Raw genomic sequence first — 15,295 nt, 5'->3', positions numbered from 1 at the left:
ATGGAGAGCCCAGAGAACAGCAAACATGCTATCTGGCATGCGATAGAAGCAGAAGCCACACTGACAGCATTAGAAACAACTTCCATGGGTTTAAAAGATAAAGAAGCTCAGGAAAGATTGCGTATCTATGGCCCCAATCGCTTGAAAGAACTTAAAAAACGAGGGGCATTGCGCCGTTTTCTTATGCAATTTCATAACATTCTAATTTATTTACTCCTGGGTGCAGCGATCATCACTGCCATGATGCACCATTTAATTGATACTTTGGTCATTTTAGCGGTAATACTTGTTAATGCTTTGATAGGATTTGTCCAGGAGGGGAAAGCAGAAAAATCCATAGGGGCCATTCGGAAGATGTTATCCCCCACTGCCACAGTGCTGCGGGAAGGACAACGCCGCAGCATCACAGGAGAATCACTTGTCCCAGGTGATGTTGTTTTACTGGAAGCTGGCGATAAGGTGCCTGCTGATTTACGCTTGCTAAAAACTCATGGATTAACCATTCAGGAAGCCATTCTCACTGGTGAATCCATTCCAATTGAAAAAAATATAAATCCAGTTAGTGCCAATACCCCGCTTGGCGATCGGTTTTGCATGGCCTTTAGCGGTACATTTGTGACCAATGGCCAGGCTAGAGGTGTGGTTGTCGCAACCGGACAAGCTACTGAACTTGGGCGCATCAGCGGCTTGTTATCAAGTATAGAAACACTTACTACTCCCTTGGTCATGCAGATAGGGTTATTTGCCAAATGGCTCACAACCATGATTTTGCTGTTTGCCATCTTGCTACTAACTTATGGTTATTTTATTCAACGTCATGATTTCAGCGAGTTATTCATGATTGTGGTAAGTTTATCTGTTTCAGCCATTCCCGAGGGAATTCCTGCAGTCCTCTCCATTACGCTTGCCATTGGCGTACAAGCAATGGCTGCCCGTCATGCGATTGTGCGCCGTCTACCCGCCATTGAAACCTTAGGGGCTGTATCTGTTATTTGCACGGATAAAACCGGCACATTAACTCTTAATGAAATGGCTGTGGCTTCTGTGGTGACCTGCAAGTCCGTCTTTAGCGTGGAAGGTTCAGGTTATGAGCCAGCGGGAGCCATTAAATTAAGAGAACAAACCATAGACTGCGGTATTCATTCAGTGCTGCTGCAGATAGCATGGGCAGCAGCGCTTTGTAACGATGCTGTACTTCGCGAACACGCCGGCAATTGGACGGTAGAAGGCGATCCAATGGAAGGAGCGTTATTAACGTTTGCGGCAAAAGCAGGTGTTGGCCTGCAGGAGATAAGGAACATCTGGCCACGTACTGACACAATTCCTTTCGATGCCAAGCACCGGTTCATGAGCACATTGCATCACAATCATTTACAACATGCTTTTATTTTTGTCAAAGGAGCTCCCGAACAAATCTTAAGCATGTGTATAACACAACAGAGCGACACGGGTAAAGAAGAGCCATTAAATGAGGCCTACTGGCAAGAGCAATTAGAAAAAACTGCAGCCAAAGGGCAGCGTGTGCTGGCTTTTGCTGTAAAAGGAATCAAAGCCGAACATACGGTGCTTGAATTTGCCGAAGTCAACACAGGCTTAACATTACTGGGTATGGTTGGACTGATAGACCCGCCACGTCCGGAAGCCATCGCCGCAGTTGCTGAGTGTCATAGAGCCGGCATCCAAGTTAAAATGATTACGGGTGATCATGCCAGTACTGCCCTTGCCATTGGCCAGCAAATAGGGCTAAAAAATATCAGAAACGTGTTGACGGGCGCCGAGCTGGATAAAATGTCCGATGCATCGCTTGCAGATTCGGCATTAAAAGTTGATATTTTTGCGCGCACGAGCCCTGAACATAAACTGCAGCTGGTTATGGCATTGCAATCCCACGGCATGATTGTCGCTATGACTGGCGATGGCGTGAATGATGCGCCGGCGCTCAAGCGTGCGGATGCTGGTATCGCCATGGGTAAAAAAGGCAGTGAAGTAGCCAGAGAAGCGGCTGATTTAGTATTGGTAGATGATAATTTTGCTTCCATTGTTTCTGCCGTGCGTGAAGGGCGCACAGTTTATGATAATCTGAAAAAAGTCATCAGCTGGACTTTGCCTACCAATGCGGGTGAAGCAATAATTGTGATCCTGGCATTGCTATTCGGCATGAACCTGCCGATAACTCCCATTCAAATTTTGTGGATTAATCTAATCACTACCATCACGCTTGGCATTGCCTTGGCTTTCGAACCGACAGAAGAAAATACCATGTTTCGGCCACCGCGAGCGCGTAACGAGCCGCTGCTAAGCGCTGTTTTAGTATGGCATATTATTCTGGTTTCCATCCTTTTTATCTGCTGCGTATTTACCATATTTTTTTATGCCCTGGGGCAAGGGTATCCTCTTGAGCTGGCACGCACCATGGCGCTTAATATGGTAGTGGTTATGGAAATTTTCCATTTATTTTTTATCCGCAATATGCATGGCACTTCATTAACCTGGAAAGCTGTAAAAGGCACAAAAATTGTATGGCTTTGCGTTTCGATCATCCTCCTGGCTCAATTGGCTATTACTTACCTGCCTATTTTACAGAAAGCTTTTGTTACCGAACCGGTTCCGATTTTTGCCGGGGCGCTCATCATTGCCTTAGGCGCAATCTTCTTTGCTATTCTTGAAATCGAGAAACAATTGCGTTTAAGTATCCAGCGCAATCATTCCGACTATTCTAAAACGGTATAACCAACATGTCGGTATTAATGATCCGTAAAAGCCGATTGGTCACTCTGCCCAGCAAAATATAATGCAACAAAGAACGTCCCCGGGTACCTAAAACCACCAGTTGAGCATCCCAGGTGGCTGCATACTTTGCAATGTCATCGGCAGGATAACCGCTGATAAATTTCGTGGAGAAACGGCTGTGATCCACAGCGCACTCTGCCAAAGAATGTTTTAATCTATCCACTAAGGCTTGACTCATTTCATCGTCAAAATGCTGGTGATGCTTCGTATCATCAAGGTATTTTCCATACCACACGTCAGCCACATGCAGCATTAAAAATTCTGCATGTGGATAAAGCTGATAAGCTGTTTCAGTTGCCTTCTTGCTAACCTCGGAAAAATCAGTGGTCACTAAAATACGCTGGTAAGAAAAAGAGGGTTCTTTTTTTATCAATTGCACTGGAATTTTAACTTGATTGACGACTGATTCTGCATTGGTGCCTAAGATGTAATCATTAAGGTAATAAGTGCCATGCGCTCCCATAAAAACAAGCTCAATAGCATGCTCATGAATATATTGATTAATCCGTTCAGGTACCCGCCCCACCAACACCAAAAAATTTACTGGATACCGAGCAACGATATTTCGCATTGCTTCGGCATGAGCAAGTTCTGCTTTTTTAATGAGTATTGGAATTTCAGGGTTTTCTTTCTTTGTCAGATCACTTAGCCAGCCTTGATTAATTACATGCAAACAAGTTAGTTCCGCCTGAGCATGCTCTGCAACCTGAATTGCTCGCTTAAGTGCATAAGCGGCATGTCTGGAAAAATCAGTGGTGATCAACATCCTTTTAAAAACCATTAGTTTTCCCATGTATTAATGTTGTTCTTTTAGTATAGAATAAAACAACTTGTGCTATGAGTTATTCTTTCTTCTGAGCCGGGATGTTTGATACATGCTAAGCAAGATGCAAAAAACCAGCGTGCACAACACAATGCCTAAAGCGATGAATACCGGGATTTTAACCCAGTCGGCAATAAGCATTTTTACTCCAACAAAAATTAAAATAAAGGCAAGACCATATTTGAGCAAATGAAAGCGATTGTGCATGTTGGCAAGTAGAAAATACAGCGCCCGTAAGCCAAGTATTGCAAAAATGTTTGAAGTAAAAACAATAAACGGGTCGTTTGTTATGGCAAAAATGGCAGGGATACTATCCACGGCAAAAATAAGATCGCTTATTTCAATCAGCACCAAGACCAAAAACAAAGGCGTAGCATACAAAAGATGATTTCGGAAAACAAAAAATCGCTCAGTCTGCAAGGTATCCGTAATGCGCATATGCTTTCGCATCCAAAGCAGCACAGGATTTTTTGCAAGCTCCGGTTCTTGCTCTGCAAAAATAAACATTTTAATCCCGGTGGTTAGCATCAATATTCCAAAAAGATAAAGAATCCAGTGAAATTGATTAACCAGCCAGATGCCCAACACAATAAGGATTAAACGCATGACGATAGCGCCTAATACTCCATAGATTAAAACCCGGCGCTGATATTCTGCAGGAATGGAAAAATAATTAAAAATCATAAGAATCACGAAAATATTATCGATGGATAAAGATTTTTCGATAAGATAGCCGGTGAGGAATTCCAGTGCTTTTTCATTAGCGATTTGTGTACTGGAAGTGAGGGTAAGATACCACCATAACATTAAATTAAAAAAGAGCGCTAAGGCAAACCATAGAAAAGTCCACAATAAAGCTTCTTTTGTGGAAATACGGTGCGCCTTTCGCCCGCCTAATAAAAACAAATCAATTGTGAGCATTATAGCCACAAAGGCCAGAAAGCCTAGCCACATCCACCATTCACTGACTGTAGCCATCCCATTATTCCCTAATCAGATTACTAAATTATAACTTATTTTAATTTCTAATTTTCTTTAAAGACCTTGGTGAAAGATTAAATGCAAATGGGTAAAAAAATCTATTAGCCACATTTGTGTATTTTTTGACAAAATTGAGTTTATTTTCTATAGTTAAAGTGTAGGCCGAATGAACTTTTTTGGTTTATTCAGCCACAGCAAAACCACCCTTGCGGTGGTTTTTGCTATTGGACATGGCTGAGTTTATTTTTATTTTGATATTAGGAAGAAAAAACAATGTTATATAGACTCTTAGTTAGCTATCTGCGCTTAAAAATCATGCAAATTATTTTAACCCGCATTTTTGGCAATAAAGTTGCAGGTGGTAAAAATTTGAAAAATATGAGCCTTAAAACCTATCTCTTGGAACTACTGGCCGTTAATTTTTTAAAATATTATAGAAAAACAAAATAAATCTGATGTCAAACCAGAGCATACAGACGGGAGAATTTCCCCCAGGATTTAGTTATTTTCCTGCCTTTATTTCATCTGCAGAAGAAAAAATCTTACTGGATGAATTCAAGCGATTAAATTGGCAAGAAGTAAGAATGCATGGCCAAACCGCCAGGCGTAAAGTGGTACATTTCGGCTTAAACTATGCATATGCGACACGCCAGGTAAATCCCACGTTCCCTCCTCCTCCGTATCTACATGATTTAATGGATAAAACAGCAGGTATTTTAGGCGTTACTTTCAGGGAAATAGCAGAAATTTTAATTTCAAATTACCCATCTGGTGCAGGCATCGGCTGGCATCTTGACGCTCCTGTGTTTGCCAAAATTGTAGGTGTTTCATTAGGTAGCGCCTGCACGATAAAACTCAGAGCCACATCAGACCATAAAACAGTTTTAAAAAAAGAACTTCACCCACGCTCGGCTTACGTTTTATCAAATATCGCACGTACCCAATGGCAACATTCCATTACCGCTGTAAAAAATCTGCGCTATTCGATTACGCTAAGAACCTTGCATAAACTTTAATTAAAGAAACCAATTTAAATCTTGGCACGCTTCTTTGAGAGAAACATATGCAATGGATACATAAATGTCTGGCCATAAAAGAAGAAGGATTGTATTGCATTCCCGGCAACTTCTACATTGATCCATTTCAAGCAGTCCCTGTTGCCATCATTACGCATGGACATACGGATCATGCGCGTGCAGGCCATGGACAAGTCATTGCTACCCCGGAAACAATCGCTATTATGCAATTACGCTATGGCAAGGAAAGTACAGAAAAATGGCTGCCTTTACCTTATGAAGCACCTCTACCCATGAAGCAAACATCCATACGTTTGATTCCGGCAGGACACGTTTTAGGCAGTGCGCAAATTGCCATTGAACACAATGAGCATAAAATTATTATTTCAGGAGATTACAAGCGCAGATTGGATCCTACCTGCACCCCATTCAAGAGCGAAACGTGTGATGTATTTGTGACCGAAGCTACTTTTGGCTTGCCTATCTTTAAACATCCACCAATTGAAAGCGAGCTTGCTAAGTTGCTTGAATCCCTGCTTATCTTCCCGGATTTTTGTCATTTAGTGGGAGTTTATCCATTAGGAAAATGCCAACGAATCATTAAAACCTTACGCATGATGGCATATGATGCACCCATTTATTTGCACAATTCTCTCTCAAAATTTTGTACTCTTTATGAAAATTTCGGCATCAAATTAGGCGAATGGCGCGGCATTACCGATGCAAATAAACAAGAATTAAGCGGGAAAATAGCTCTATGTCCGCCCAGCGCCTTGCATAGCCGCTGGACGCGGAAATTGGGGAAAATCCGCATAGCCAATGCAACCGGCTGGATGCAAATCCGAGCACGCGCCAAACAGGGTCGTATTGAACTGCCGCTGGTAATTTCTGATCATGCCGATTGGACAGAGCTTACCGAAACAATTCGCGAAATAAATCCCTTAAGCCTTTGGGTAACGCACGGGCAGGAAGATGGATTAGTCTATTATGCCCGCCAACATGGTTATTCTGCTTTACCATTAAATTTACTGGGCTTTGCCGATGAGGGCGAATCGTTATGAAAAGATTTGCGCAATTACTCAATGCTCTTTATTTTACTTATGGTAATTTGGCCAAGCTTAATTTACTAAAAAACTATCTGGCTGCTACGCCTGATCCAGAACGTGGCTATGCACTGGCTATTCTAGCCAATGCTCTGGAATTCCCTACGTTTAAACGATCGATTATAAGAGATGCCATTCATGAGCGCATCGACCCTTTTTTATTTAATCTGTCTTATGATTACGTGGGCGATTTATCAGACACACTTGCATTATTATGGCCTGCATCTTTGCAGGAACAAGCTGAATTACCACCCCTATCAGAAGTCATTCATACTTTTAATCAATTGCCAGAGAATAAAATCCCGGATTATTTGATTCAATTGCTGAATCGCAGCAACCCTACTGAGCGCTGGGCCCTGTTGAAACTTGGTACCGGCAGTTTAAGGATAGGAATTTCTGCACGTTTCGTTAAAAAAACATTGGCGGAATATGGGCAAGTAGATGTCAAACAAATTGAAAAACTTTGGCATGGAATTAACCCTCCTTATACGGAACTTTTATCTTGGCTGGATGGGAAAAATTCGCATCCTGTAATTACACAATCCTTATTTTTTCATCCGGTAATGCTTTCCCACCCCCTGCAAGAAAAAGACCACCCACAGATTACGCCCGATGATTTTTTAATAGAACCAAAATATGACGGCATTCGTATACAAATCGTATGCAATGAGCAAGGGAAAGCACTTTTTTCAAGAACAGGTGATAATATTAATACTGCATTTCCCGATGTGCTGCAGGCAATTAACACCACCGTCATCTTAGATGGAGAACTTATTGTAGGCTCCCCGGCTGAAATCGGCAGTTTTAATGAACTACAGCAACGCTTGAACCGCAAAAAGCCTGATAACAAAATTCTTGAAAAATATCCTGCTGGGGTCATCTTGTTTGATATCTTATCCTCTGAGGGAACTCCTTTGGACACTTTGCCGTTTGTGAAACGGCGTGCTTGCCTGGAAGCCTGGTTCGCTAAACACCATCCGGCAAACATGTGGCTATCCGAAATGATTTCTTTTCGGGAGCAAGATACGCTGGCGCAAATCAGAAGCAATGCCTTAAAACGCCCCCATATTGAAGGTCTCATGCTTAAAAGAAAAAACAGTCCTTATATTCCGGGTCGTCCTAAAGGTCATTGGTATAAGTGGAAGCGCGAGCCTTTTTTATTAGACGCCGTATTGATGTATGCACAACGCGGCCATGGTAAACGTTCATCCTATTATTCAGATTACACGTTTGGTTTATGGAGTGATGACAAATTACTGCCTATTGGCAAAGCTTATTTTGGATTCACGGATGAAGAATTGTATCAATTGGATAAATGGATTCGTGCTCACATTATGCAAAGATTCGGACCAGTGCTTGAAGTGAGTAAAGAATTGGTCTTCGAAATTGCCTTTGATGCGGTGAACTTTTCTTCACGACATAAATCTGGAGTTGCTTTACGCTTCCCACGCATCCATCGTATTCGCTGGGATAAACCAGCTTTGGAAGCTGATCACTTAAGCACCCTATTAACCTTGATAGACTCCCGTAACCCTAATCAGAACAACCCGCCCGCGCCTTAGCCTTTGTCCAGATTGACAACAATTCTTCTGATGCTTTTCCCTGCAAACTTACCAAGCCTTGCTCATGAGCAATTTGTTTAACCTCTTGCAACCGTTTTTCAAATTTGTTCAAGGCAGCTGCCAAGGTGCTTTTGGGATCGAATTGGCAAAACAAACACAAAGAAAATACAGCATGTAAAAGATCACCAATCTCTTCCTCTAATTTAAATAAATTCCTCTCCTCGCTTGGTGGCAGCAATTCGTTTATCTCAGCACATTCACTCTGAATCTGCGCTAAAATCTGCTCAGCCGATTCCCAACGGAAACCAAATGCAGAAGCATTAGACTCTAAATGGATTAATTTTTTGAAGATGTTCATCGTGCTTTTTTCTAATTTAATATTTACTTAAGTTTTTTTTGTTAAAATCGTCAATCATTTTCATTGTTTAGTCTGTCGCTATGCCCATTGGTGTTTTCTCCCTTGATTTTGATGGTTGCTTATTTCATCAAGACTTCTGTACATCCGGGAATAAAAATGTAATCCATCATAACATTCCATTTCTTCGCGATCATTTATTGGAATTAAAGAAAACATTTTCAAAAACTATAGCCTTTGTAGGTTCAAATAGGCAATCTTATACAATTGATATAGGGAATGCATGGGGAAAAGGCTCCTGTTTCCCGGCCCTGGAAAAAATTTGTATCTTTTTAGGCCTGGATTTGGATACTTTTTTGCTGGCGGATATTTATGGAAATTTGCCGGCAGGAACCTCTTTTAACCGCGCCATCGAGGCATATACCGAGGCCTATGAAGGAGAACACGCCGACTGGCTGTTTGATGAAACAAAAGTCAGCATCCTTTATGCCCAAATGCATAAAATTGCTCAAGAAAACCCCAATGAAGACATTCGCTTTCATTTTTATGATGATAAAGATTCTATTTTAAAAAGCGTCAGTGAATTTTTTACACAATATCCAGAATTAATGCCTAAAAATGTTAGCTTAATCATTAGCAAATATGCTGGCGATGTGCAGGCATTGCAACAAATAGCAACTATCACTGGATGCGGGATAATTGATAATGATTACCGAGCAACTGTGAAGAAGATGGGATATCTGGCGAACGGTGAGCAAGAGTTCAAACAAGACAAAATCTATGTGGCTGATAAATTTACCCCTCAGCAACATCAACGTACTGAATTTAAGCAACAAATCGACCATGCTAATAAGAATGTTCCGCTACTCCCTCAATCAAAATATCTTGCATACCAGAAAGCAAAAGAAAATTTTGAACAACATTTTGTAATTCTTGAGGATAAAATAAAGGATTTGCAACAAAGAAATGAACTTAAAGCAGTCCATGCGGCTGAAACGCTTCTTAAAAATTTAAAAGAAGCTTATAACCAGCATATATTAAACGGCGGGTGCGCTGCATCTGAATTTAAAAAAGATTGCAATCTAGCCTTGGACCATGCGAGTGCTGAGTTAAGCAAACATCGCGGTTGGGGGGAGTTTTTAGGGAATTTAGCCCTGGCAATTTGCAGTTTCGGCTTGTTAGTAATCGTCAAAGGGGTGGTAAACGTCAGGCAAAACAGGAATTTTTTCTTTTTATATCATACCGATTCCGCTAAGAAACTGCATGCTATTCAAGAAACAGCCAATGCAGATGGTTTTAACTTGTTACAGTCTACGGGGCTGCCTTGCCAGCCTGCCTAACATTTTGTAAGCTTAAACTTGCTTTTTTAGACAAATGTTTTAATAAAATGATATACTGTTAATTAACCCAACAGTAAGATTTTTGAACCGATAAGCACATTGTTAGGGGCGTGTTCTGTTGCCTGTGTTGTGCTATACCACAATGTATGGGAAGCCTGATCCGGCACGAATGCATCCCACCTGAACCCCAGGGTTCAATTCTTACACTGTTGGGGGTTTACTTTTAACCTTCTGCTCCAGCTCTGCCTTTAAATGCGAAATTATTCCCACACAATAAGATGATGATCGGTAACCGCTTGTTGAATAAACGCATGGTAATGCGCTTCAACTTGCCGCCGCCTCACCTTCAAAGTAGGCGTTAATAAATTGTTTTCAGGTGTCCAGGGTTCCTTGACGATTAAAATATGACTGATTTTTTCATAGCTTTTTAACGTTTGATTGGTGGCATGCAAACGTACCTGCAAGTATTCTTTAATTTCTTCATGCGGTTTGCGGCGGCCCTCGTTAGTCAAGCTGACTAATAATACATTTCGAGCCAACTCACGGCCTACCAGACACACATTCTCAATTAACTCGGGTTCAAAAAATTCTTTTTCAATGGGAGTTGGAGCTATGAATTCACCTTTTAAATTTTTAAAATTCTCCGACACACGTCCTAAAATTTTCACACGGTTTTGAGCATCAATTTCGACAATATCACCGGTACGCAGCCAGCCATCCGCAGTAAACGCCTCTGCAGTTGCTTCTTCGTCTTTATAATATCCACGCATAAGACAAGGGGACTTCATAATCAACTCATTATTTTCGCCATATTTAATTTCTACCTGAAGTCTTGGTGTACCTACAAATCCAGGTTTGCGCTCATTTAGTAGGGATAGCGTCGCATAAGCAAAATTTTCTGTCTGACCATAACCTTCCTGGATAGGAATATTTATTTTGTCAAAAAACCTCAAAATAGAAACAGGCAAATGCGCCGCTCCGGAGATGTTTGCCTGACTGTTTTCCAAACCCAATTGCTGTTTTATTTTCTTTTTAATCAAACCAGAAATTATTGGGAGTTTTAATAAAATATTGAGCAATTGCGGTGAAATTTTTTGTTCAATTTTGTGCTGAAACACATCCCAAATCCGCGGCACTGCAGCAAAAATATTGGGTTTTACCGTACGTAAATTTTCCGCAAAGGCATCGAGGCTCTCAACAAATGACACATCGCTTGGAATTGCCAAACTCCCCAATTGAATCGCCGAACGCTCATATACATGTGCTAAGGGTAAATACGATAAAAGGTGATAATAGGGCAAATCAATCATGCGCCGAATATCAGTCGAAAAGATGTTAAGATAATTGGCAATTGCCTCGTGGGTATACATGGCGCCCTTGGGCGTGCCGGAAGTGCCAGACGAGTAGATAATGGTGAATAAATCGCAAGCCTTAGGCAAAATAACTTCCTGCAATGGCTCGCTTGCCAAAACAGCAGCCCATTGATAGGTAGTTTGCATGTCGGGGTGATAATCAAAACTTATGGTGCGCACATGCTCAGGGATGGAACTTCGCATGTGCGCATGATTATCAAGCTTGCCAAGGAAAACCAGCTCCACTTCCCCATGGTTTAAAACGTATTGAATGCTCGATGCATGTTGATTGGCAAAAAGTGGGATATTGACCATCCCGGCTAAACTCACTCCGAAATCGGCAATAAACCATTCAGCACAATTTTTTGATAAAATTGAGACGTGTGCACCCTTTTTAAGTCCTAAAGAGTGTAAAAACGAAGCCACCTGGCGGGCTTGGTGCATTACTTGCGCCCAGGTAAACTCATGCCAGCAACCTTCGCGGGGCTGTCTTAAATAGATTTTTTCTGCATGCTCTCTTTCGTGTTCTAATAAAAGATGAATAATAGAATGATTTAAAATCCCTTTTTTCATTGCCAACCCCGCTGTAAATAGCAGTTGTTATATCCATACCATATCAGGCAGGCTTTTAAAAAGCCAATTTAGTACGACGCTGCACTCAATCTGTCCTGTTGGTTGCAAAACTGGAAACAGCCTTTTCAATTTAATCATGGCGTCTTCGGTTGTAAACTGCCAATCGATAGCCGCCTCCTTAGCGTCTCTGTTTTTATGCCACTCAACTATTTCGTGAATGAGCATACTTTTATCTGCAACGCGTCTATTCAGGCATTCCCTGCTCAACGGAAAGTTAGCAGACTTTCATTTTCACAGGACAGATTCAGTGAAACGTCGTACTAGAGTTATAACTGATTTCCTATCATTCCATGTAGAGTTACGCAAGCACAAGGTATGTTTTTCTTAATAAGAAGCCATGGTCCAATCAATAGATTGAGGATTTATTAGAGCGAAAGGAATAGTAGATAGGTAGATTAATGCTACATAGGTTTGGTATTGAGCAATTTATCAAACTCGCCTGCCACTTGCCCGACCATTTTTTGGCGCCTGGTTTCAGCAAAGAATGCGCTGCCAGTGATTAAGAGCTTGCCCACGATAACCAAAAGGCCGATGCCTGTGGCTGCGATGAGGATGTTGGCAAGGAAGGGTTTCCAGCGGGCCCGGTGGGTGCTTAAGTCTTGATAAGTTTGCGCCAGTTGTTGTTTAAAGCTGTTTTGGATTGTTTCTATGGCTTTGTCATCTGGATTGGGGGCATTTTTCGCCGCGAAATAAAGGCAGGCAAGGTTTTCCAGTGCATCGGCGGCTGCCATGGCTTTTTCCCCTTCCAGGGTATTTTTATCGGTAGCATTTTGCATGCCTTTTTCTTGCTCTTGCTTTTTATTTTCTTTATTTTTGTTTTTAATGGTTTCGCCGTATTTTCTTAAAGCTTGCAAGCTCGTTAACAGCTCCGTAGTTTTAGGGTCTTGCCGGTTGAATAATTGCACAATCTCATCTTTTCCTGCAAGGAAGGCAAGCTCGTAGGGAGAGATGGGGATGTTTTCTTTATTGGCTTTTTGCTCCAGGAATGTCTTAATTCTTGCCTCTATTTTTGGTGGGATGGCTTCCCCAGGGGTTAAGGGGGGGGCAATAAATTCTCTTAACTGATTTTCTGAACTAAATCGCCATGCTTTATCTTTAAAATTTATATTTAACTCAAGGAGCGTTTCAACAATCGTTGGTTGATCCTGAAGAATGGCAAAAAGGTATGTGTCATTGCTTACCACTTCATATTTAACAAGTTCCAGGAAGGTTTCTTTTGAACCATGATACGCCGCCCAGACAAGAGGCGTATTGCCACCCTTATCTTTTTTTGTCATATTGACACCTTTAGCCGCCAATGCAGGTATGAGGTGCGCCTGGTTAGTTAGGGCGGCCATATTAGCTATGTTTTGTCCCAGGCTATCCTCTGCATTTAAATCGACTCCTTTAGCCGCGAGAAATTCAATTACTTCAAGTTGTCCGTCTAGGGCTGCATGGTACAGAGGTGTCAAACCATTTTTATCTTTCTTATTAAAATCAATCCCCTGAGCCATGAATTTTTCAATCAATTCTTTATGGCCTTTACCGGCAAGAATATGGGCAATGGTTCGCCCATTATCATCCTCAAGCAATAAATCCACTCCTTTTTCTTTAAAAAGGTCCAAGATAGTTTCGCTGCCCACATCAGCTGCATAGTGGATGGCGTGACGACCATTATTACTCTTTTTATCGCGGTCTATCTGTTCATCATTTAATAATTTAACTACAAGGTGCTCTTGGTTCCCCCATGCTGCATAATGAAGCGGGGTCATGCCGGATGCATCGGGTTCATTTAAATCCGCCCCTAATTGCTTAAGGGTATCCAGAGCTTTATCGTGCTCACCGAAAGCGGCTATATGGGCAGGTGTTAATCCATCTTTATCTCTTATATTAATAGGAACTCCTTGTTGCTGCAGTATTCTAATGGCTTCGCATTTACCATTTAAAGCAGCGGCATGCATGGGAGTCCTACCATTAACATTGGCCTTATGCAAATCTACCTTATGATCGGCAAGTATTTTCAGAGCTTTTGTATGGCCCTTCTCGGCAGCTAGCCAGGCAAGATTTTTTTTATACTTCCCATAGGTTTTATTGAAGTTCGCCCCTGCCTCACCAAGCTTTAAGAGAGTATCGGTATCTCCATCTTGGGCAGCGATATAAGCTAAATCAATTGCATCGGCTCCTGTTCGCTGAATCATTTCCGCGCTGAGGTTATGTGCGGATTTAAACGCAGCAAATTGTCCCTTAAATTGTGCGAGGTTCGCATGATCACCTGTAGTGAATAGCTTTACATTAAAAGGTGTATGGTATGAAAAATCAAAAGCAAGCCTTATATGGTCAGTCAACAAATCTGTGTCATTTTTTACAGCTTGAGGTGGATATTGGTTAATATCCATGAATGTCCAACCTTCTCCTGTTTTATAGGTGAGTGCGATGGCATGATTGTAATTCCCCAGCATGAAGCCGACTGTTTGTTCGGGATTTAGATTCTTATCAAGAAAAGCTGCCATTTCGTCGAAATATTTTGCCATTTCAGTGCTGGAGAGTATCACCGCTTGCGAGTAAACCTGTTGCAAGCCACCTTTTTTAAGGATGGAATCAGAGGCAGCAATTGGAGAAATTTGTTCTATTTCTCCTTGCACCAAACCTTCTGTAAGCGATGGATAATTAGCAGGTTGATGGTATAGAGCAAGGCTCTCGTAGAAAGCCAGAATATCGAAAATTTCCTGTTCTTCCTGGTTTAAATCTCCTTCAGTGGGCGGTTTCTTTGAAGCTATGATCTTCTTTTTTAACGCAGCAATTTTTTCCGGAAATGCCTCGCCAAGTTGGTAATATTTTCCTACCTTTTCAATGCGTGCTGAAAATTTTTCTTCATCTTTTTCACCAGCTAAGCAAGCTTCCAGCCAGCGTACGGAAAAGCCATGGCAAACCCCGTTGGCTTTTTCTTTGAAGTAGCCAAGCCTTTTTCCAACTTCGAGCACATAAGTACGCATAAACTAAAGCCCAATATGACATTTATTTGCACATTATAGCAAATGGATAATTACTGGACAACTTGACATTAGGGAGAGCTTTTATCCAAAATGATTATGTATATTTTGGAATTATCTAGGTTCTGTCGACATTGATGATTGTGTATAATCTGCGATAGAAATGACATGGTGGTTTTATGCTTACAGATGATGAATGGAACAGGATTAAAGATTGCTTACCAGGTAAGTCGGGGGATCCTGGTCGGAGGGGATCAGACAACCGGCTTTTTGTAGAAGGTATAATGTGGATGGCTCGGAATGGTGCAAAATGGAGGTCATTGCCTGAGAAATATGGTAAGTGGTCTACAGTTCATAAACGATTTATACGT

At 41.5% G+C, this 15,295-nt stretch carries 11 protein-coding genes; 6 read left to right on the top strand and 5 right to left on the bottom strand.

Annotated elements, in window-relative coordinates; genetic code table 11:
• A complete protein-coding gene (locus tag ELY11_RS07265) occupies positions 1-2,730 on the top strand; it encodes a cation-transporting P-type ATPase (protein WP_126954152.1) in 2,730 nt (909 codons plus the stop codon).
• On the opposite strand, the gene ELY11_RS07260 is transcribed toward ELY11_RS07265, so the two are convergent.
• The gene (locus ELY11_RS07260) at positions 2,717-3,571 is read right to left on the bottom strand and encodes a universal stress protein (protein WP_158614983.1); all 855 of its coding nucleotides are present in this window, start codon (positions 3,569-3,571) and stop codon (positions 2,717-2,719) included. The two genes, ELY11_RS07265 and ELY11_RS07260, sit on opposite strands and share 14 nt — an antisense overlap.
• Positions 3,572-3,625: 54 nt before the next feature.
• Positions 3,626-4,591: a TerC family protein gene (locus ELY11_RS07255; RefSeq protein ID WP_126954154.1), complete on the bottom strand. Its 966-nt coding sequence runs from the start codon at positions 4,589-4,591 to the stop codon at positions 3,626-3,628.
• A gap of 458 nt (positions 4,592-5,049) precedes the next feature.
• Between ELY11_RS07255 and ELY11_RS07250 the strand changes: the two genes are divergently transcribed.
• Genes ELY11_RS07250 through ELY11_RS07240 form a run of 3 tightly spaced genes read left to right on the top strand, consistent with a single transcriptional unit; the run spans position 5,050 to position 8,275 of the window.
• Positions 5,050-5,610, top strand: a complete 561-nt coding sequence (locus ELY11_RS07250; RefSeq protein WP_126954155.1) for an alpha-ketoglutarate-dependent dioxygenase AlkB — start codon at positions 5,050-5,052, stop codon at positions 5,608-5,610.
• Between the two features lie 47 nt (positions 5,611-5,657).
• Entirely contained in the window at positions 5,658-6,671 is a 1,014-nt protein-coding gene (locus ELY11_RS07245; protein WP_126954156.1) for a ligase-associated DNA damage response exonuclease, read from the top strand.
• Positions 6,668-8,275, top strand: coding sequence for a cisplatin damage response ATP-dependent DNA ligase (locus ELY11_RS07240; RefSeq protein WP_126954157.1), 1,608 nt, complete (start codon positions 6,668-6,670; stop codon positions 8,273-8,275). The genes ELY11_RS07245 and ELY11_RS07240 overlap by 4 nt, the downstream gene beginning before the upstream one ends.
• Here ELY11_RS07240 and ELY11_RS07235 read toward each other — a convergent pair.
• On the bottom strand, positions 8,247-8,633 hold the full coding sequence (locus tag ELY11_RS07235; RefSeq protein ID WP_126954158.1) for a MazG nucleotide pyrophosphohydrolase domain-containing protein: 387 nt from the start codon (positions 8,631-8,633) through the stop codon (positions 8,247-8,249). The two genes, ELY11_RS07240 and ELY11_RS07235, sit on opposite strands and share 29 nt — an antisense overlap.
• An 80-nt stretch (positions 8,634-8,713) precedes the next feature.
• On the opposite strand from ELY11_RS07235, the gene ELY11_RS07230 reads away from it, so the two are divergent.
• Positions 8,714-9,970, top strand: coding sequence for a hypothetical protein (locus ELY11_RS07230; RefSeq protein WP_126954159.1), 1,257 nt, complete (start codon positions 8,714-8,716; stop codon positions 9,968-9,970).
• A 260-nt stretch (positions 9,971-10,230) separates the two neighbouring features.
• Here the strand turns inward: ELY11_RS07230 and ELY11_RS07225 are convergent, their stop codons facing one another.
• Both ELY11_RS07225 and ELY11_RS07220 read right to left on the bottom strand, forming a co-directional pair.
• Positions 10,231-11,895: an AMP-binding protein gene (locus ELY11_RS07225; protein WP_126954160.1), complete on the bottom strand. Its 1,665-nt coding sequence runs from the start codon at positions 11,893-11,895 to the stop codon at positions 10,231-10,233.
• A gap of 461 nt (positions 11,896-12,356) precedes the next feature.
• Complete coding sequence (locus ELY11_RS07220) at positions 12,357-14,927, bottom strand: ankyrin repeat domain-containing protein (RefSeq protein WP_126954161.1); 2,571 nt, start codon at positions 14,925-14,927, stop codon at positions 12,357-12,359.
• 176 nt (positions 14,928-15,103) lie between these two features.
• Here ELY11_RS07220 and ELY11_RS07215 point away from each other — a divergent pair.
• Positions 15,104-15,295 (top strand): transposase (locus ELY11_RS07215; RefSeq protein ID WP_148110516.1); only part of this gene is annotated, 192 nt, incomplete at its 3' end.

Origin of the sequence: Legionella septentrionalis (assembly GCF_003989745.1) — a bacterium.
Taxonomy (GTDB): domain Bacteria; phylum Pseudomonadota; class Gammaproteobacteria; order Legionellales; family Legionellaceae; genus Legionella_A; species Legionella_A septentrionalis.
Note: the sequence above shows the minus strand (reverse complement) of the source record. Positions and strands in the feature narration are given on the sequence as shown.

Coding starts and splice junctions, on each gene's coding strand:
- ELY11_RS07265 (WP_126954152.1), top strand. CDS start 1: ATGGAGAGCCCAGAGAACAGCAAACATGCTATCTGGCATGCGATAGAA.
- ELY11_RS07260 (WP_158614983.1), bottom strand. CDS start 3,571: ATGGTTTTTAAAAGGATGTTGATCACCACTGATTTTTCCAGACATGCC.
- ELY11_RS07255 (WP_126954154.1), bottom strand. CDS start 4,591: ATGGCTACAGTCAGTGAATGGTGGATGTGGCTAGGCTTTCTGGCCTTT.
- ELY11_RS07250 (WP_126954155.1), top strand. CDS start 5,050: ATGTCAAACCAGAGCATACAGACGGGAGAATTTCCCCCAGGATTTAGT.
- ELY11_RS07245 (WP_126954156.1), top strand. CDS start 5,658: ATGCAATGGATACATAAATGTCTGGCCATAAAAGAAGAAGGATTGTAT.
- ELY11_RS07240 (WP_126954157.1), top strand. CDS start 6,668: ATGAAAAGATTTGCGCAATTACTCAATGCTCTTTATTTTACTTATGGT.
- ELY11_RS07235 (WP_126954158.1), bottom strand. CDS start 8,633: ATGAACATCTTCAAAAAATTAATCCATTTAGAGTCTAATGCTTCTGCA.
- ELY11_RS07230 (WP_126954159.1), top strand. CDS start 8,714: ATGCCCATTGGTGTTTTCTCCCTTGATTTTGATGGTTGCTTATTTCAT.
- ELY11_RS07225 (WP_126954160.1), bottom strand. CDS start 11,895: ATGAAAAAAGGGATTTTAAATCATTCTATTATTCATCTTTTATTAGAA.
- ELY11_RS07220 (WP_126954161.1), bottom strand. CDS start 14,927: ATGCGTACTTATGTGCTCGAAGTTGGAAAAAGGCTTGGCTACTTCAAA.